This window comes from Micromonospora sp. IBHARD003 (genome assembly GCF_056106285.1).
In genome coordinates this window covers 3,359,444-3,377,249 of record NZ_JBWBBX010000001.1, presented here as the reverse complement: position 1 = coordinate 3,377,249, position 17,806 = coordinate 3,359,444, and the positions used below count along the sequence as shown (strand labels likewise).

Sequence of the window (17,806 nt, the reverse complement as noted above, 5' to 3'; positions counted from 1 at the left end):
ACGGGGCGGGTGGCGCCGGGGCACGGCCGGCTCGGCGTCACCCGGCCACAGCACTATGCGCGCGGCCGGCCCATGGCCCGGTAGGTCCACCCGGCCTCGCGCCACTTCGCCCCGTCCAGGGCGTTCCGTCCGTCCAGCACGATCCGGCGGGACGCCACCTCGCCGAGCTCCGCGGGGTCCAGCTCGCGGAACTCGCGCCACTCCGTCAGATGCAGCACCACATCCGCGCCGCGCACCGCATCCAGGGCGGTCTCCGCGTAGCCGAGCGTCGGGAAGAGCCGGCGGGCGTTGTTCATGCCCTTCGGGTCGTACACCGTGACCTGGCCGCCCTGGAGATGGATCTGCCCGGCCACGTTCAGCGCCGGCGAGTCGCGTACGTCGTCCGAGTCCGGCTTGAACGTCGCGCCGAGCACCGCGACCCGCTTCCCGAGGAACGAGTCACCGCCCACGGCCTCCCGGGCCAGCTCCACCATGTGCCCACGGCGGCGCATGTTGATCGAGTCGACCTCGCGCAGGAAGGTCAGGGCCTGGTCGGCGCCGAGCTCCCCGGCGCGCGCCATGAACGCCCGGATGTCCTTCGGCAGGCAGCCGCCGCCGAAGCCGATGCCCGCCCGCAGGAACTTCGCGCCGATCCGGTCGTCGTGGCCGATCGCCTCCGCGAGCTTCGCGACATCCCCGCCCGCCGCCTCGCAGACCTCGGCCATGGCGTTGATGAACGAGATCTTCGTCGCCAGGAAGGAGTTCGCGGAGGTCTTCACCAGCTCCGCCGTGGGGAAGTCCGTCACCACGAACGGCGAGCCCTCGCCGATCGGCGTCGCGTACACCTCGCGCAGCAGCTTCTCCGCGCGCTCGTTCTGCACACCCGCGACGATCCGGTCCGGGTGCAGGGTGTCCTGGACCGCGAAGCCCTCCCGCAGGAACTCCGGGTTCCAGGCCAGGTCCACACCCTCGGGGGCGCGCTCGGCGAGCATCCGGCCGAGGCGGTCCGCGGAGCCGACGGGCACGGTGGACTTGCCCACGACCAGCGCCCCGCCCTTCACCCGCGGGGCGAGCGCGTCGAAGGCCGCGTCGACGTACGACATGTCGCACGCGTACTCACCGTGCTTCTGCGGGGTGTTCACACACACGAAGTGCACATCGCCGCCGAACTCCTCGAGCTCGTCCCACGACGTCGTGAAGCGCAGCCGGCCGGTCGATCCGGCGATGCCCGCGACATGCTGCGCCAGCAGGTCCTCGAGCCCCGGCTCGTACATCGGGACACGGCCCGCCGCGAGCATCGCGATCTTCTCGGGCACCACATCGAGGCCGAGGACTTCGAAACCGAGCTCCGCCATGGCCGCTGCGTGCGTGGCGCCGAGATATCCGGTGCCGATCACGGTGATCTTGAGGGCCATTCAGTGCTCCTGAAGGGTGCGGGGGGAGTGCCGGGCCGAGCATAGTCGGGCAGGACCCAGGGCATTTTCCCGCTGTCAGATAGCTCACGTATGCCTGGCCCCGTACCGACCACTAAAATTTGTGTTACTTAACGGTAATTAGCAGCGCTTGGTGAGCGAGAGACCTTGGCGCCTGAGGGAGATAAGCACCGTGCCTGACTTCGACCTGTACCGCCCGTCCGAAGAGCACGACATGCTCCGCGAGACGGTCCGCTCGCTCGCTGAGGCGAAGATCGCCCCCTTCGCGGCGGCGGTCGACGAGGAGGCCCGCTTCCCGCAGGAGGCGCTCGACGCGCTCGTGGCCTCCGACCTGCACGCCGTTCACGTCCCCGAGGAGTACGGCGGCGCGGGCGCCGACGCCCTGGCCACCGTGATCGTCATCGAGGAGGTCGCCCGCGTCTGCGTCTCGTCCTCCCTCATCCCGGCCGTGAACAAGCTGGGCTCGCTGCCGGTGATCCTCTCCGGCTCCGAGGAGCTGAAGAAGAAGTACATGGGGCCGCTCGCCAAGGGCGACGCGATGTTCTCGTACTGCCTCTCCGAGCCGGACGCCGGCTCGGACGCCGCCGGAATGAAGACCAGGGCGGTCCGCGACGGCGACCACTACATCCTCAACGGTGTGAAGCGCTGGATCACCAACGCCGGTGTGTCCGAGTACTACACCGTCATGGCCGTCACCGACCCGGAGAAGCGCTCCAAGGGCATCTCCGCCTTCGTCGTCGAGAAGAGCGACGAGGGTGTCTCCTTCGGCGCCCCGGAGAAGAAGCTCGGCATCAAGGGCTCCCCGACCCGCGAGGTCTACCTCGACAACGTCCGCATCCCCGCGGACCGCATGATCGGCGCCGAGGGCACCGGCTTCGCCACCGCGATGAAGACTCTGGACCACACCCGCATCACCATCGCCGCCCAGGCGATCGGCGTGGCGCAGGGCGCGCTGGACTATGCGAAGGGCTATGTGCAGGAGCGCAAGCAGTTCGGCAAGCCGATCGCCGACTTCCAGGGCGTCCAGTTCATGCTGGCCGACATGGCCATGAAGCTGGAGGCCGCCCGTCAGCTCACCTACGCGGCGGCCGCCAAGTCGGAGCGTGTCGACGGCGACCTGACCTTCTTCGGCGCCGCGGCCAAGTGCTTCGCCTCCGACGCGGCGATGGAGATCACCACGGACGCGGTCCAGCTTCTCGGCGGCTACGGCTACACCCGCGACTACCCGGTCGAGCGCATGATGCGCGATGCCAAGATCACCCAGATTTACGAAGGCACGAACCAGGTCCAGCGGATCGTGATGGCCCGCAACCTGCCGTAGCAGGGCTTTCGCAGGTCAGGAGCCCCGTAGCCCGGCCGGGGAAGACAGCCCGGGTCCGGTCCGCTCGACCCTTCCGGGTGATCCCGGGCGTCATGCCGGGGAAGTCCTGGGCCGACGCTGAGACTGAAACAGCTTCTGAGCTGTACAAACACCGCGGCCCCCGGCGTCATGCCGGGGGCCGCGGCTGTGGCCCTGCTCAGGCCGCCACCTCCGACCGCCACCGAGCAGTTGATCCGTACTGCTGATGGACCGGAAGGCTCACCTGTGGAACATGGCTGACCCCGTGACGGTGCGGGTGCTGCCGTCGTTGAGGGTGAGGGTGGCACCGTCGGGCAGGCCTTCCTTGCCCTGCGGGGCCTTGCCGGGCCACCAGGCAGTCCAGCGGCCCTTCTCCACGGTGACCTCGAATGTGCGGCCCTGGGCCGTCATGGTGACCGCCTTGACGCCGGAACCGACGAAGCCGGATGCGTAGTTGAAGGTGGCCGAGCCGCTGCCGTGCGAACCGGCCGAGTCACCGGTGATCGCATTGTGCGCGACGGTCTGCGCGTTCCCGGTCACCTCCGCCATGCCCTTGTTGTTCGAGCCGACGTAGCAGAGCACGGTGGTGCCGCCACGGCTGACGACCATGGAGGCGACCTTGCCGCGGAGGTCCGCGTTGGTGATCGTGATGGGTCCGCCGTCGCCCGGCATCCCCTTCAGGCACCACTTCGAAATGCTGGCGCTCCGGGCCGTCGAGGCGTCCACGTGGTGCGGTTTGGCGGTCCAACTGGCGAGCTCGGAGGAGCTCAAGGAACCACTGGTCACCTGGTCGGAGGGGCTCACGGGAACACCGGTCGTCTGGTCGGAGGGGCTCACGGGAACACCGGTCGTCTGGTCGTAGAGCATGACGCCGCCCATGGCCGCGGCCGCGCCGAGGGCGCCGACGACAGTGAAGGCCAGCCGTCGCCGCAGTCGCTGCGGGGCAGGACGCCTGTCGGGCTGTACGGCAGGGCGGGTGAGGTCGATCTGGCTCATCAGAAGCTCCCGATGTAGGGCGTGGCGTCCTGCCGGGAGGTCACGCTCGGCCGGCGCAGGGAGTTGTGCGAGCAGTCCGGCGCGCTCGACCGGTTCCGGCCGCTGGTCGGCGTTCATAGGTGTGCCTCCTTGGGGGACAGGCCCGCGGTCGCGGACCCACCCTTGAACTGGTCTGCGGCGAGGGCGGGTTCCACACTTCCTTTCTGCGTGCCCCCACGGGCAGCCGCCGCCTCGGTGAGGCGGTGCAGCTTGGCACGGGCGCGGGAGAGCCGGGAACGGACGGTGCCCACCGGCACGCCGAGCGCCTCGGCGGCCTCCTGGTAGTCCAGGCCCGCCCACACGCACAGGGCCAACACCTCACGCTGCGGTCGCCGCAACTGCGCCATCGCCTCCTGGAGGGCGGCGATCCGCGCAGCGTCATCGATCCGCCCGGCCGTCTCCTCCGCGAAGTCGGGAACGCCCTCGGGCACCCGCGGCAGGTGGGCCAACACCTGCCGGTGCCGCCGAGCAGCCCGACGCTGGTTGCTGACCAGGTTGGTCGCGATGCCCAGCAGCCACGGCCGCAGCGACCCGCCCTCCGCCCCGACCCGGCCGTGCTGGCGCCAGGCCTCCAGGAAGGTCAGCGACATCACGTCCTCCGCCGCAGACCAGTCCCCGGTGAGCCGGTACGCGTGGTTGTACACCGAGCGCGCGTACGCGTCGAAGAGCCGCCCGAACGCGTCCCGGTCACCGTCCCGCACTCTCGCCCGTATCTCAGGATGCGAATAGTCCATGCTCCTCCTCTGGTGTGACAGCCCGGAGAGTTCCTGTGATGCGCGTCACGCCGCCGGGGGATGGCGCTCAATTTGGCGGGGAGGGTGTTGCGCCAGTGTTCAGAGGAGCGTACGCGGCCGAGGAACCGGATCATGTCGGCCGGCCGGACGCCGGTGGGGGTGTGGGCCCCGAGTGCGTCTGCGCCTTCCTGGGCGGCACCTGAGCGAGCCCCGCGCGACCGGGGCATCCGCGGGGGAGCGGCCGCCCGGGTGCAGTTGTTCAGCCTTCCTGCGCAGCGCCACGGCGCGCCTGTTTGAAGTGGATCTCCCGGGTCTACGGATCCCGGCGCGAGCAAGGAGATCACGGCTCGCCCACTTCGTGCGAAGGAGATCCCCCGCCATGCCCAGACACTCGCGCTGGCTCGTCGCTCTGGCGGCGGCCACGGCCGTCGCCGCCTCCGCCGCGCCCGCGGTGGCGACCGAGCAGATAGCCACGCCCGATGCGACGGCCGTGTCCGACGTGGATCGCCGGCCCATGGCCGTCGAGGACCACGTCCTGGTCTCGGGGGAGAAGGTTCGTTTTAGGGGGACGGGATATCTGCCGGGCGAAGAGGTGTACGTCCGGCTGGTCCCGACCGCGCCGCTCGGGCCGGCGCGCGATGACGAAGGGGGCGACCCGTTCGTCGACGACTTCGGGGATCCACGACACGACCGCCACATCGTGCTGCTCGGGATCTTCATCGCCGACGAGGAGGGCGTGGTGTCGGGCAGGGTCACCATCCGCGACCGCTTCCGCAGGGGCCACGAGGTCCTCCCTGGTGACTATCTCTTCCAGGCCGCAGGAGATGAGTCGCAGTTGTGGCAGCACGTACGCGTGACGGTCGTGGAGCCGCGGGGAGACCGCGGTGAGCACGGCCGCGGTGAGCGAGGTCAGAGCAAGCAGGGCCACGGTGAGCACGGCCGGCACAAGCACAGCCGCGACGAGCACGGCATGCACAAGGAAGGCATGCACAAGGAAGGCATGCACAAGGAAGGCGAGCACAAAGACGGCCAGGGCAAGGAAGTCCAGGGCAAGGAAAGCCGGCCCAAGGAGAGCCAGGGCAAGGACAGCCGGCCGAAGAAGAGCGAGTCCAAGAAGAGCCAGTCCAAGAAGAGCCAGTCCAAGAAGGGCCAGCCCAAGAAGAGCCGACCCACGGAAGGCCACAGCAAGCCCCGGGCCTGACCCGCCCGCTGCGCACACCCGCCGCGCACCCTCGCCGCACACCCGCCCCGGTGCGCCGCCCGTCAGGCTCGCTCCGGCTCTTTCCCGCGCGATCCGGCTGCGGCCGCGGTCGTCCCCGAGCCGCTCGGACGACGGGACACCTGCTTCTCTTCCCCTTGCCGAAAGGATTCGCATGTCCAGATCAAAGGGCGCCGCACGAGCACTGGGCACCTGCGTGTGCCTGGGCTCGCTCCTGGCGCTGTCCGCACCGGCGGCCACGGCGTCGACGGCGGTCGTCAGTTGCACCGAGATCCAGTCGGGAGTGGTCTCCTGTCTGCTTCCTGACGGTCTTTCCCAGTTCAGTACGACCTCGTTGCTGAGTGCCGCCCAGGCTGCGACGGAGACCACCCTCGGCACGTCCACTCCGATGGTCATCACGGCCTTCGGCGGAGCCGGCCGGTACGGCGACAACGGTGGCGGTCTCTACCGGGGCGGCAGTGGCGGCCTCGGCGGCAAGGCCCAGACCGTCACCACCGTGAGCGATTTCCGGGAGGCCTTCGGCACCACCCTCCACTACTACGTGGGTGAGCTGGGCGCTACGTCCGCAGGCGGCCGTGGTGGCGCCTCGACCCTTGTCTCGGGTGTCGATCTGACCGAGCAGGAACCATGCATCGGCGGTTACGGAGGCTGCCCGAGCACCACACTGCTGGCTGACGCCGGTGGCGGTGGCGGTGGCGGAGAGGGAAATGCCAACGGTGACGGCGGTGCCGGCGGCGACGGAGGCACCGCCGTGTCCGGCCAGATCATCTCCGCCGGTGCCGACGGCCGGAACGGCCGGGCCACCACGGGCACGCTCACCCGGACCGGCCGGGGAGGGGAGGGCGGAGCCGACGGCGACGGTGGTGACGGCGGCAGGGGAGGTTCGGGCGTCTCCGGCAAGAGCGGCACGGACGGCCAGGACGGCATCGGCGGTCTGGGAGGCCCCGTGCACACGTCCAACGGTCCCAACGCGGGCGCGGCCTGGACCGACAACTCCTCGCTCTCCTTCGGCAGCGCCGGACAGGGCGGCGAGGGCCAGTGGCGCGTCAACGGCACCAACTACGGCAGCGGCGGTGGCGGCGGCGGTGGCTGGGGCGGCGGTGGTGGTGGCGGTGGCGGCGGCGAGGCCGTCACCGGCGGTGGTGGCGGAGGAGGCGGAAGCTGGGCGGCCGCCGACACCGAGTCGGTCGCGGACGTCCCCGTCATCTCCAACCCCAACAGCTCGGGGAACGGGTCGGTCTATGTGACCTTCGTGGCCACCGGAACGAGCGCCGAGGAGGCCGAGGGAAACGACACCGATGACACCGACGCCACCCACGCCAACGCCGGCGAGAAGGCCGAGCGCGGCGAGAAGACGGAGCACACCCACCGGTCCGACGAGGGCGGCAGCTCCGACGACCGTCGTCGCTCCGACGACCGCCGCAGCGACGACGACGAAAGCTGACACCGGGACCGGGGCCGACACCGGGACCGACGCCGGAGGGCCCCGCCACATCGTGTGGCGGGGCCCTCCGGCTGCGAGGCTGCGACGGTCGTGTCAGCGGTCCGAGGTGACCGTGACCCGCTCGTCGTTCTTGAGCTGCTGCACGAGCTGCTTGACCTTGTCCTTGTCCCAGACCAGGTTGCCGCCGCGACTCCCGGAGATCGGGATGTTCATGGACTTGCCGTCGCCGCCGTTGACGCTCTTCATCGCGAAGAACATCTCACCGAGGTCGAACAGCGACATGTCCTTGTCCACGATCAGGGTGTCCAGACCCGCGCCGAGCATCGGGTACAGCGTGAACGGGTTGAGGATGGTGCCGGGCGTCGCCGCCTGGTTGGCGAGGGCCGAAAGGAACTTCTGCTGGTTCTTCGTCCGGTCCAGGTCGCTGCCCGCGAAGGCGTAGCGGGTGCGGACGAAGGCGAGGGCCTGCTCCCCGTTGAGGGTCTGCTTGCCGGCCTGGAAGTCGGCACCGGAGTTCTTGTCCTTGAAGGCCTTCGGGATGTCCATCTCGACACCGCCGAGGGAGTCCACGATGTTCGCGAAGCCGGCGAAGCCGATCTCCGCGTAGTGGTCGATGCGCAGACCCGTGTTGAACTCCACGGTGCGGACCAGCAGCTCGGGGCCGTCCTCCGCGTACGCCGCGTTCAGCTTGACCCGGCGGCCGGTGCCCTTGAACGTCTTGCCGGACTCGGAACCGACGAACGTCGGTATCTCCACGTCCGAGTCACGGGGCAGCGAGACCATCGTGTTCCCGCTGCTGCAGGCCGCGAGGATCATCATCGAGTCGGTGCGCTTGCCCTCGGCCGAGCCGGTGTGCAGCTTCTTCTTGTCCTCGGCGGTCAGGCCCTCGCGACTGTCCGAGCCGACGATCAGATACGTCGTGCAGGCGCCCTCCTCCGGCCGCTCGATCACCTTGGAGAGATCCACCTCACGGCGCATCTTGGAGTCGGCCCAGAAGTACGTGCCTATGGAGACGCCGAGCACGATGACGAGCACGCATATGAACCCGATCTTGACGCGGCGGCGCCAGTCCGGCGTGGGACGGCCGGGCGCGTACCCGTCGTCGTACCCGCCGTTGCCGTAGCCGTCGCCACCGTACGCACCTCCGCCGCCGTGGCCGGCGTGGTGGTTCGAGGGGGCGCCGCCGTAGACCTGGCCCGCGTTGTAACCGCTGTCGTAGGGGGCGTTGTAGTCGTCGTACCCCTGCGACTGCTGCTGCGGAACCGGTCCTCGCTGCACCTGGCGCATCACGCGAGCGCCCTCGGGCTCGGGGCCCCGGCTGCCGCGTCCGTATCCATCGGGCCAATCATTCATGCGGAACAGTGTGCAGTCCGTGCCCCGTCCGCTGACAGGGTGGGTGACGAATCGCACCGCCCCTGTAGCGAAGCTGATGCAATGCGAGGGCCCGCAGGCCGGCGCCTAGGGTGGATGACATGACACACCAGGCCCAGCGCCCGGAGGGCTCTATTCCGGGTAAGCCCGTATCGGCTTCACGCACCACCCTCAGCCACATCATGACCGTCATGGACACCAATCTCCTCGGGACCGTGCACGGTGGCGTGATCATGAAGCTGGTCGACGACGCGGCAGGCGCGGTGGCCGGACGCCACTCGGGCGGAGCGGCCGTCACCGCGTCGATGGACGAGATGGTCTTCCTCGAGCCGGTCAGGGTCGGTGATCTGGTCCATGTGAAGGCCCAGGTCAACTGGACCGGCCGGTCATCGATGGAGGTCGGTGTGCGCGTGCTCGCCGAGCGCTGGAACGAGTCGAGCCCCGCGACGCACGTCGGCTCCGCCTACCTGGTCTTCGCGGCGGTCGACGCGGACGGCAAGCCGCGGACGGTGCCGCCGGTGACTCCCGAGACCGAGCGCGACAAGCGGCGCTACCAGGAGGCACAGATCCGCCGCACCCACCGGCTGTCCCGCCGTCGCGCGATCAAGGAACTCCGCGAGCAGCGGATCGCCGAGGGTTACGGGGACTGAGCCGGGGCCTGTGCCCTGACGACGGGGCTGCCGGCGGCCGCCACGCCTCCGGTGTGCCCACGGTGTGCTTCCCCGGGGGCACACCGTCTCCGCCGCCCCGTTCCCCTTAGGTCCTGTCCGGGCGATCTTCTCGGGCCCGCGGCGTCAGCTACGGCGCCTCGCTGCGTTGTCGGAGTCGTCCGAGTACGTCCAGTACGAGGACGATCCTTCGCCTTGCGATGCACCGCATCTGACGCCGCGGGCTGGTCCTCAAAGATCGCCCGGACAGGACCTAGCGGCACACCGCCTCGTCCCCCGTCACCACCCCGAACGCCCCCCTGCCCGCCGCGGGAGTCTCCGCGCGCACCGGGGTGACCCTCGTGAAGTCAGTCCCCGCCAGCACTCGCAGCACGGGCCCCTGGGCCTTGACCGGGCGCAGTACGCTCCCCGGCAGCGCGGCGGCCAGCGACCGGGCCGAGCGGTCCCAGCGGGGGTCGTACGTCACGACCGTGCGGCGTACGTCACGGCGGTCGTTGTTGCGTGGTCTGCGGCTGGTGGCGAAGCCGGTGGCGCGCAGCCCCGCGTCGACCCGGGCACCGAGACCGCCGATGCCGGTCCCGTTGTAGACCTGGACCCGCACCTGCCCCGGTGGCACGTCGACGACGACCTTCGCCGCGTCGGCCGCCCGGGAGTCTCTCCGGGAGCCGGGCGGCGACAGCGGCCGGTCCTCGCGCAGCGCGTGGAAGAGCGCCTTCGACTTCACCGGATCCCACCGGACCGTGGAGCCGATGCCCTTGATCGGATGGCTGGAGTCCCGCAGCGGCACCGAGGTGAACTCCGACGAGGCCGGAGTGAAGCCGCGCATCGTCCTGGCCAGCGCCAGCAGCTGGTCGGAGCCGAAGGCCCGGTCGGCCCGTACCGAGTGCAGCATCGCCGAGCTGACCCGGTGCAGCTTCACCGGGTTCAGCAGGACGCCGCTGCTCGTCGCCCGCTCGATCAGGGCCGCCATGAACCGCTGCTGCCGCTGCATCCGACCGAGGTCCGCCGCCTCGTCGACGTGCCGGGAGCGCACGTACTGCAGCGCCCTTCCCCCGTCGAGCTCATGGGTGCCCGCGCGCAGGTTCAGACCCGTGTACGCGTCCTTCATCGGGCGGGCCGTGCAGATCCGCACGCCGCCGACCGCGTCCACCGTCTTCATGAAGCTGGTGAAGTCGACCTCCAGATAGTGGTCGACCTTCACGTCGGTGAGACGCTCGACCGTCCGCACCGTGAGCGAGGGACCACCCTCCGAATACGCCGCGTTCAGCTTCATCGGATGCTCGGCGTGGCGCTTCCCGGTGCTCAGGTCCTTGTGTGCGGGAATCCGGACGTACGAGTCCCTCGGCAGACTCACCACGCTCGCCCGCTCCCGGTCCTCCGAGATGTGCACCAGCATGATGGTGTCGGTGCAGCGGCAGGGGGCGCCGCCGAGACGGTAGGCGCGGCGCTCGGCCGGGGTGATCCGGTCCCGGCCGTCGGTGCCCACCAGCAGGATGTTCGTCCCGCGGCCCGAGTCGGGCCGGTTCTTCATGTCCCTGAACGGGTCGACCCGGCCGATACCGCCGTCCACGCCCGTCACCAGCGCATGGCCGATCCCGCCCACCCCGAGCACCAGCATCGACAGCGACGTCACCACCCGCATCCTCCAGTCGGGCCGGCGCGCCGCGGCCCGGGCCTGTGGTCTGCGGCGCGGCGGCTGCGCGCGGACCACGGGCCTGGGACGGGGCGAGCGGGGTGGTGTGGGCACGAGGGGCACCTCCGCTGGGAGCCGGGGGCGGGGGCGTTCGGGAGATTCTCAGAACCGTAGGCCCATACGATCTGCGCCAGCGGGAGGCGGACCGGGCGGCGCGCAACGGTGTCGCCCGTTCGCGGTAACGTGGCGGGCGACGCTGCAGTCTCCCGGGGGCCTTCCCCGGACCATCGAGGAAGCCATGCCCACCCCTGCTCCCGCCGTCTCCGTGATCATGCCGGTCCTCAACGAGGAACGGCATCTGCGCGACTCCGTCCGCCACATCCTCCAGCAGGAGTACGCCGGTGAGATGGAGGTGGTCATCGCCCTCGGCCCGTCCACGGACCGCACCGACGAGATCGCCGCCGAGCTGGTGCGCGAGGATCCGCGCGTGCACACCGTGCCCAATCCCACCGGGCGTACGCCGGCCGCGCTCAACGCCGCCATCAAGGCCTCGCGTCATCCGGTCGTGGTTCGGGTCGACGGTCACGGCATGCTGTCGCCCAACTACATCGCCACCGCCGTCCGGCTGCTCGAGGAGACCGGCGCGCAGAACGTCGGCGGCATCATGCACGCCGAGGGCGAGAACGACTGGGAGCACGCCGTCGCCGCCGCGATGACCTCGAAGGTCGGTGTCGGCAACGCCGCCTTCCACACCGGCGGCCAGGCGGCACCGGCCGACACCGTGTATCTGGGTGTCTTCCGGCGCGAGGCGCTGGAGCAGCAGGGCGGCTACAACGAGGAGTTCATCCGCGCCCAGGACTGGGAGCTGAACTTCCGCATCCGTGAGGCCGGCGGTCTGATCTGGTTCTCGCCCGAGCTGAGGGTGCAGTACAGGCCGCGCCCGAGCGTCCGCGCGCTCGCCAAGCAGTACAAGGACTACGGTCGCTGGCGCCATGTCGTCGCCCGCTACCACCAGGGCTCGATCAATCTGCGCTACCTCGCACCGCCGGTCGCGCTCTGCGCGATCGTCGCCGGCACCGTCGTGGGCGCCACCCTCACCCCGCTCGGCCTCGTCGTCCCGGCCGGCTATCTCGCGGCGATACTCGCCGGGTCGGTGCCGGCGGGCCGCGGGCTGCCGCTGAAGGCCCGGCTGCAGATCCCCGTCGCGCTGGCGACCATGCACATGTCCTGGGGCTTCGGCTTCCTGACCAGCCCGCGTTCCCTGGCGAGGAAGGTCATCGCGAGCCGCCGTCCGGCGGTGCGCACCGCCCCGGCCGAGGCCGGGGCGCAGGACGCCTGAGTAGCCCGCGGCGGCTGAATCCCGCGGCGGCCGAAGCCGGGACGAGCAGGACGCCCGAGGCCGGTACGCCGTGACCCCTCCGCCGCCGCGGCCTCCCGGGAACACAACGGCCGCGACGGCCGGCGGACACCACGACAGCGGGGCCCCGGATGCGTGCACATGCATCCGGGGCCCCGCTGTCATCGTCCGTTCCGCCGCTACCAGGTGAACCCGTCCTGCACTTCCATGCAGGCCGACGTGTCACTGCCGTTGAGCGGCCGCGCCGACTCGGGTGCCTTGCCGTCCTCCTTGCCCGAGGCCTTCGGATAGGCGGTGCCCTTGCGCCAGTCCGCACCGACCACCACCGTCACCCCCGACACGTCGGCGGACTTCTTCACCGAAGTGACGGGAACGCCGAGGGCCTTGGCGACGGCCTGCGCATCGCCCTCCAGTTCGGCGCTCGGGAAGTACACGAGCGTGCGCTCCAGCGGATCGGCCTGCTGCCGGTCCGCCTTGGCCTGGGTGAATCCCTTGCCGGACAGGACGCCCGCGATCTCGGTGGCCCGGCCCTTCGCGGCACCCAACTTGTCGGTGTACGTGCCGTTGCGCACCTGGACGCCGATCTCCCCGGCGGGTGCGGCCGCGTCCTTCGAAGGCGCCGGGGCCTTGCGCGTGGACGCCTTGCCGTCGAGCGGGATGTCCTCGCGGATCGCCCGGAACACCTGCTCCGCGTCCGGCTGCTTGGGCTCGACCTTGCCGTCGAAACCGCGCCGCTGGGAGTAGAAGTTCGGCATCGTGGTCATGGTGATGCGGTCCGTGGGCACCTGCTTCATCACTTCGGCGAGGTCGTAGAGCTTCCCCACGGTGTCCAGACCCTTGTCGACCGTCAGCGCGGACGTGGCGGCCTCCGCCAGCGACCTCAGCTTGTTCGGGTCGGTGAGCTTGGTGCCATTGCGCAGCTCCCGGACCATCGAGTTCATGTACATGTGCTGCGCGTGGGTACGGGCCAGGTCGGTGCCGTCCTCGAACCCGTAGCGCGTGCGCAGCCACTGCAGCGCCTGCTCGCCCTTGATCGGGTGGGTGCCCGCGGGGAGCTTCAGACCGGAGCCCTTGCCGTCCCTCGTGCGCGAGTGGACGTTCTGCTTGACGCAGACCGGCACGCCGCCGATCGCGTCGGCCATCGAGACGACCCCCGAGAAGTCGACCATCATGAAGTGGTCGATGGTGATGCCGGTGAGCTGGTACCAGGTGGCCACCGTGCAGCCCGGACCGCCGCGGCTGAGGGACTCGTTGGTGAGCACCCAGCCGGTGGCCCGGTAGACCTTGCCGTTGTCGTTGCACTCCGGGATCTTCAGGACGGTGTCCCGGGGCATGCTCATCACCGACATGTTGCTCCGGTCCGCCGAGACGTGGACCAGCATCTGCACATCGGCGAGCGGTGGACCGTCGAAGGTGTCCCGTGCGCCGCCGAGGTCCTGGTTCGCCTTGGAGTTACGGGCGTCCGACCCGATGAGCAGGATGTTGAGCGGTGTCTGGCCGGCGGCGTTCGCCTTGTGCTCGGCCATCGGGTTCTTGCCGAGGTTGAGATCGTCCTTCTTGATGTTGCTGTTCAGGTGGCGGTAGTAGAGGTACCCGGCGCCTGCCGTGCCGAGTATCAGCAGCGACAGTACGGAGGCGACCCAGCGCAGTACCTTCCGCTTCCCGCCCCGCCCGGGCGGTGACCCGCCGTTGTGCCGTCCTCCGGCCGCGCCGGCAGGCGGACCGCCGTCCGATGCGGATGCGGCGCCGGCCCATGCGGCTGTGCCGCCGTCGGCGTCGCCTTCATGAGGGCTGTCGTGCCAGCCCTGCTCACCGGCGTGCCGGACGCGTTCCCGCGTCCCCTCCCCACGCACGCTGTTCTGTGCCACCCCTGGTCCCCTTGTATTCGTGTCAGGCGTACCAGGTGGCCCGGACGTCCGGGCTCACTTGGCACACACCTGTTTGTCGGCTTCGACCTTCTGAACTCCGTCCGGCACCTTCGCCGGACCGTTGACGGGCACCCCCGCGCCCTTGAAGTCGGCGCCGAGGGTCAGGACCATCGCCTGCCGCCCCTCGGCGTTCGCCGTGCCGGGCTTGAGTGCCTCGGCAGGCAGACCCATGAAGTCCGCGAGCGTGCGGGCCTGATCGGCCTGGTTCGGGGCGTACTCCAGAGTGGTCTTGGCGATCTTCTCCGGAGCGTTGCTCTTGTTCGAGGACTTGAGCACGCCCTTGTCGTTCTGCAGCCAGTTGAGGGTCGCCTGGGCGGCCCCGTTGGTGTCGCTGCCGTTGTAGACGTCGACGCGTACGTCGGAGGCCTTCGCACGGGTGCCCTTGAGCAGGGCGTCCTGCTTGTTCTTGGCGTCCTGCTTCGCTTCCGACTCCTTCTTCTTCACCTCGGTGAAGGAGACGTCGTTCTGCAGCATGCTGAAGACCTGCGGGGCCGCGACCGGGTCCAGGACGACGGTCTTCTTGATCCTGCCCTCGGCCGGGTTGTCTATCACCGGCACCGTCGCGAAGCTGATGTTCTTGATGTCGATCGCGCCGAGCTCCTTGGCGAGGTCCGTCAGCTTCGGGATGTCCCCGATGGCCTTGTCGACGGTGAGCGCCTTGGTCGCGGCGTCCGCGAGCGCGAACATCTTCTTCGGGTTGCCGAGGGTGTCCTCCTTCATCTGCCGGATCATCGACGCGACGAACTGCTGCTGCATCTTGATCCGGTCGAGGTCACTCTCGTTGCCCAGACCGTGCCGGTTGCGGACGAACGCCAGCGCCTGCTCGCCCTCGACCCGGTGCTGTCCGGCCGGCAGATCGAGCTCCGACTGCTTGTCCCTGATGGGCTTGGCCAGGCAGATCTCCACCCCGCCCACCGCGGTCGACAGGGTCTTCACGGCGTTGAAGTCGGCCATCATGAAGTGGTCGACCGGGACGCCGGTGATCTCCTTGATCGTGCGCATCGTGCAGCCGGGGTCCCGTCCGTCCACACCGAAGCTGGTGTTGAAGCGGACTTCCCGTTGCCCCTTGATGATCTTGGTCGAGCCGTCGGGCTGCTTGGTGGGGCAGTCCGGGATGTCGGTGATCAGGTCGCGCGGGATGCTCACCGCGGTCGCGTTGGTGCGGTCCTCGGAGACATGGAAGAGGAACGTTGTGTCGGCGTGGCCGGTGCTGCCCTTGTCGCCGTAGCCCTCGTTGCCCGCGCCGGTCCGCTTGTCGGTGCCGAGCACCAGTATGTTGAGCGGCCCGTCCTTCGTGACGCTGCTCGCGCCCGCGTCGCCCACGTCCACCGTGCTCAGATTGCCGTTGAGACGGTCGTACACGTAGTAGGCCGCCGCAGAACCGCCGACGAGGACGAACGCCATGATGCCGCCGGTCCACAGCAGCGCCTTCTTCTTGCGGGACTTCTGTGGCTTGCGCTTGCGGCGGCCCGGGCCGGTGGGCGGCGTGCCGCCGCCACCGTCGCCGGACGTCCCGGTGCCTTGGGGCGAGCGGCGGGTGCGCTGGCCGGGGACGTCCGTACGCGGGCTCGCGGTCTCCGTCGCGCTCCGCCGGCCGCCCGCTCTCGGTGCGGAGACGCCGGCGGAACGAGAGGTGGCCGTGTGCCCAGCGGAGCGGTCCAGTCGCAATTCGTAATTACCCGTCTGCGGGTTGAGTACCCACTGGTCGGCGGGATCGATGTCGTCCGCCCGTCCACGGCTGTGCGCGTCCACGGTTGTTCGAGTCCTCCGTCGGTGCCACGCGAGGCATCCCTCCCCCCGGGAGATGCTCGATTCGTCGATCCGGTTGTCTGGGAATTCACAGTCGGCTGTACCGGATCGCGTCACACTATCCGCCCAGCTCAGCGCCGGGCGACGTCCGTGACAAATTCCACGCACCTTACAACCGGGCAATATGCCCAAACCTCGTGGACCGAGCGTCGCGCTTTGGCTACCGCTTTACTCGCGGCCACCGGAGGTTACTTACAGCCACCGGATGCCGCGTTGGTGCCGGTGAACGTCGGCGTCGCCCGCGGGTTCGACGAAGAGGCCCTGCCGTCACGCTCCGTGGTGGAGTCGGTGCTCGACGTGGTGTCCGGGTCCGCCGGTGCGACCATCACCGGCTGGTCCTTGCGCAGCCGTTCGAAGAGCTGACTGGCCTTCGGCTCGACCAGCGCGTCCCGGTTCGGGTCCTGTGCGTACGGCTGCCGAGGCACGGTGAGGAACCGCACGTGTTCCGTCGGCACGCTCCGCATCGCGCGGGTCAGGTCGAAGAGATCCCGCAGTGTGTTCAGACCGGGGTCCGTGGTGATCGACTTGGTCGCCGCGTCCAGCACCGGGAAGAGCTTCGCCGGGTTGAGCAGCACGCCGTCGCTCTGCACCTTGTTGACCAGGGCGCCGAGGAACTGCTGCTGCCGGCCCATGCGTTCGGTGTCGCTGCCGTTGCCGAGCGTCTTGCGGGCGCGCACGAACCCGAGGGCCTGCTCACCGTTGAGAGTCTGGCGGCCCGCCTTCAGCTTGAGGTGTGCGTCCTTGTCGTCGATGGGCTTCTTCAGGCAGACCGTCACCCCGTCCACGGCGTCGACCATGCCCTTGAAACCACGGAAGTCGATCACCATGTGATGGTCGATCCGGATCCCGGTCAGCTGCTCGACGGTGCGGATTGTGCAAGCCGCCCCGCCGTACTGGAACGCGGAGTTGAACTGCGCGACCTGGTAGGCGGTACGCGTACCCGAGGACGTGCGGCAGCTGGGGACCGCCACCATCAGATCGCGCGGCACGGAGACGGCGGTCGCGCTGCGCCGGTCACGGGCGAGATGGAGCAGGATCGTCGTGTCCGACCGCTGTCCCTTGGTCTTGCCGTACGCGCGGTTGCCGGAGCCCGACCGGGTGTCGGAGCCGATGAGCAGGACGTTCAGTGCGCCGTGGGCGGCGGGTAGCGGGCGCTCCTTGTCGTACCGGGCGAGCTCCTCGGCGGCGGTGATGTCCGTGGTGATGTTGTGGTCGAGCTTCCGGTAGAACCACCAGCTCACCGCGGAGACTCCGAGCAGGAGGACCGCAACGGTGAGCGCGGCCCAGCGCAGCCGGTGACGTCTGCGCCGGCCGGTGCCGTCGCCCGTGTGCCCGGCGCCGCTGCCGGGGGCCACCGCGCCGAAGCCGAGGCGGCCGGTCAGGGGCGGGCCGCCGGCCACCGGGCCCCCACGCGCCGAGCCGAAACCGGCACCGGCGCCGCCGGGACCGACATGCGCGGTGCCGAGGCCCGACGGGGCCATACCCACGGGGCCGGAGGCGGCGGGTGGGGGGAGTGCCGCTTCGTCGCCGTTCACGCCGGGGGCGTGGATGTCCTGGCCGTCCGGACCGAGCGGATCGTCGTCGCCGTTCGCGCCGCTGGCGTGGGTGTCCTGGCCGTCCGGGTCCGGACCGAGTGCGTCATGGTGGCCGTTCGCGCCGGGGGCGTGGGTGTCCCGGCCGTCCGCGTCCGGACCGAGCGCATCGCCGCGGTCCGCGGCGGCCGCGTCCTGGTCGTCCGGTTCGGCGGGCGTGCCAGCGCTGTCGGTCACGTGGGTCCATCCTCGCGGTCGTTATGCGTACGTACCGCCGATCATGTCCCGGACCCGGCGCTCCGGCCTGTGGGCTCGGCAGGGCGGT

At 70.0% G+C, this 17,806-nt stretch carries 13 protein-coding genes; 5 read left to right on the top strand and 8 right to left on the bottom strand.

Features of this window, described 5'->3' with window-relative positions:
• Positions 1-53 precede the first annotated feature (53 nt).
• On the bottom strand, positions 54-1,382 hold the full coding sequence (locus ACTWOL_RS14950; RefSeq protein WP_474301166.1) for a UDP-glucose dehydrogenase family protein: 1,329 nt from the start codon (positions 1,380-1,382) through the stop codon (positions 54-56).
• A 193-nt stretch (positions 1,383-1,575) separates the two neighbouring features.
• Here ACTWOL_RS14950 and ACTWOL_RS14945 point away from each other — a divergent pair, with 193 nt between their 5' ends.
• On the top strand, positions 1,576-2,733 hold the full coding sequence (locus ACTWOL_RS14945) for an acyl-CoA dehydrogenase family protein (RefSeq protein ID WP_474301165.1): 1,158 nt from the start codon (positions 1,576-1,578) through the stop codon (positions 2,731-2,733).
• A 258-nt stretch (positions 2,734-2,991) separates the two neighbouring features.
• Here the strand turns inward: ACTWOL_RS14945 and ACTWOL_RS14940 are convergent, their stop codons facing one another.
• A complete protein-coding gene (locus ACTWOL_RS14940) occupies positions 2,992-3,864 on the bottom strand; it encodes a hypothetical protein (RefSeq protein WP_474297185.1) in 873 nt (290 codons plus the stop codon).
• On the bottom strand, positions 3,861-4,520 hold the full coding sequence (locus ACTWOL_RS14935) for an RNA polymerase sigma factor (protein ID WP_474297184.1): 660 nt from the start codon (positions 4,518-4,520) through the stop codon (positions 3,861-3,863). The genes ACTWOL_RS14940 and ACTWOL_RS14935 overlap by 4 nt, the downstream gene beginning before the upstream one ends.
• A 379-nt stretch (positions 4,521-4,899) precedes the next feature.
• Between ACTWOL_RS14935 and ACTWOL_RS14930 the strand changes: the two genes are divergently transcribed.
• Together ACTWOL_RS14930 and ACTWOL_RS14925 are read left to right on the top strand one after the other, a co-directional pair.
• Positions 4,900-5,721, top strand: coding sequence for a hypothetical protein (locus ACTWOL_RS14930; RefSeq protein ID WP_474297183.1), 822 nt, complete (start codon positions 4,900-4,902; stop codon positions 5,719-5,721).
• Positions 5,722-5,893: 172 nt separating this feature from the next.
• Positions 5,894-7,183 carry a hypothetical protein gene (locus tag ACTWOL_RS14925; protein ID WP_474297182.1) on the top strand — a complete coding sequence of 430 codons (1,290 nt, stop codon included), beginning with the start codon at positions 5,894-5,896 and terminating at the stop codon, positions 7,181-7,183.
• 93 nt (positions 7,184-7,276) lie between these two features.
• Here ACTWOL_RS14925 and ACTWOL_RS14920 read toward each other — a convergent pair whose 3' ends face one another.
• Positions 7,277-8,536: an LCP family protein gene (locus ACTWOL_RS14920; protein WP_474297181.1), complete on the bottom strand. Its 1,260-nt coding sequence runs from the start codon at positions 8,534-8,536 to the stop codon at positions 7,277-7,279.
• A gap of 119 nt (positions 8,537-8,655) precedes the next feature.
• On the opposite strand from ACTWOL_RS14920, the gene ACTWOL_RS14915 reads away from it, so the two are divergent.
• On the top strand, positions 8,656-9,204 hold the full coding sequence (locus ACTWOL_RS14915) for an acyl-CoA thioesterase (RefSeq protein ID WP_474297180.1): 549 nt from the start codon (positions 8,656-8,658) through the stop codon (positions 9,202-9,204).
• A gap of 271 nt (positions 9,205-9,475) precedes the next feature.
• Here ACTWOL_RS14915 and ACTWOL_RS14910 read toward each other — a convergent pair whose 3' ends face one another.
• Complete coding sequence (locus ACTWOL_RS14910; protein ID WP_474297179.1) at positions 9,476-10,969, bottom strand: LCP family protein; 1,494 nt, start codon at positions 10,967-10,969, stop codon at positions 9,476-9,478.
• Between the two features lie 184 nt (positions 10,970-11,153).
• Here ACTWOL_RS14910 and ACTWOL_RS14905 point away from each other — a divergent pair, with 184 nt between their 5' ends.
• A complete protein-coding gene (locus ACTWOL_RS14905; protein ID WP_474297178.1) occupies positions 11,154-12,194 on the top strand; it encodes a glycosyltransferase family 2 protein in 1,041 nt (346 codons plus the stop codon).
• A 197-nt stretch (positions 12,195-12,391) separates the two neighbouring features.
• Here the strand turns inward: ACTWOL_RS14905 and ACTWOL_RS14900 are convergent, their stop codons facing one another.
• From ACTWOL_RS14900 to ACTWOL_RS14890, 3 genes are all read right to left on the bottom strand, one after another.
• Positions 12,392-14,080, bottom strand: coding sequence for an LCP family protein (locus ACTWOL_RS14900; protein ID WP_474297177.1), 1,689 nt, complete (start codon positions 14,078-14,080; stop codon positions 12,392-12,394).
• Positions 14,081-14,134: 54 nt separating this feature from the next.
• Complete coding sequence (locus ACTWOL_RS14895; protein WP_474297176.1) at positions 14,135-15,892, bottom strand: LCP family protein; 1,758 nt, start codon at positions 15,890-15,892, stop codon at positions 14,135-14,137.
• A 245-nt stretch (positions 15,893-16,137) separates the two neighbouring features.
• Entirely contained in the window at positions 16,138-17,718 is a 1,581-nt protein-coding gene (locus ACTWOL_RS14890) for an LCP family protein (RefSeq protein ID WP_474297175.1), read from the bottom strand.
• Positions 17,719-17,806: the final 88 nt, after the last annotated feature.

What these genes read in the sequence shown, in the direction of transcription:
- ACTWOL_RS14920 (WP_474297181.1), bottom strand. Translation starts at nt 8,536, where the DNA reads ATGAATGATTGGCCCGATGGATACGGACGCGGCAGCCGGGGCCCCGAG.
- ACTWOL_RS14940 (WP_474297185.1), bottom strand. Translation starts at nt 3,864, where the DNA reads ATGAACGCCGACCAGCGGCCGGAACCGGTCGAGCGCGCCGGACTGCTC.
- ACTWOL_RS14930 (WP_474297183.1), top strand. Translation starts at nt 4,900, where the DNA reads ATGCCCAGACACTCGCGCTGGCTCGTCGCTCTGGCGGCGGCCACGGCC.
- ACTWOL_RS14905 (WP_474297178.1), top strand. Translation starts at nt 11,154, where the DNA reads ATGCCCACCCCTGCTCCCGCCGTCTCCGTGATCATGCCGGTCCTCAAC.
- ACTWOL_RS14915 (WP_474297180.1), top strand. Translation starts at nt 8,656, where the DNA reads ATGACACACCAGGCCCAGCGCCCGGAGGGCTCTATTCCGGGTAAGCCC.
- ACTWOL_RS14925 (WP_474297182.1), top strand. Translation starts at nt 5,894, where the DNA reads ATGTCCAGATCAAAGGGCGCCGCACGAGCACTGGGCACCTGCGTGTGC.
- ACTWOL_RS14935 (WP_474297184.1), bottom strand. Translation starts at nt 4,520, where the DNA reads ATGGACTATTCGCATCCTGAGATACGGGCGAGAGTGCGGGACGGTGAC.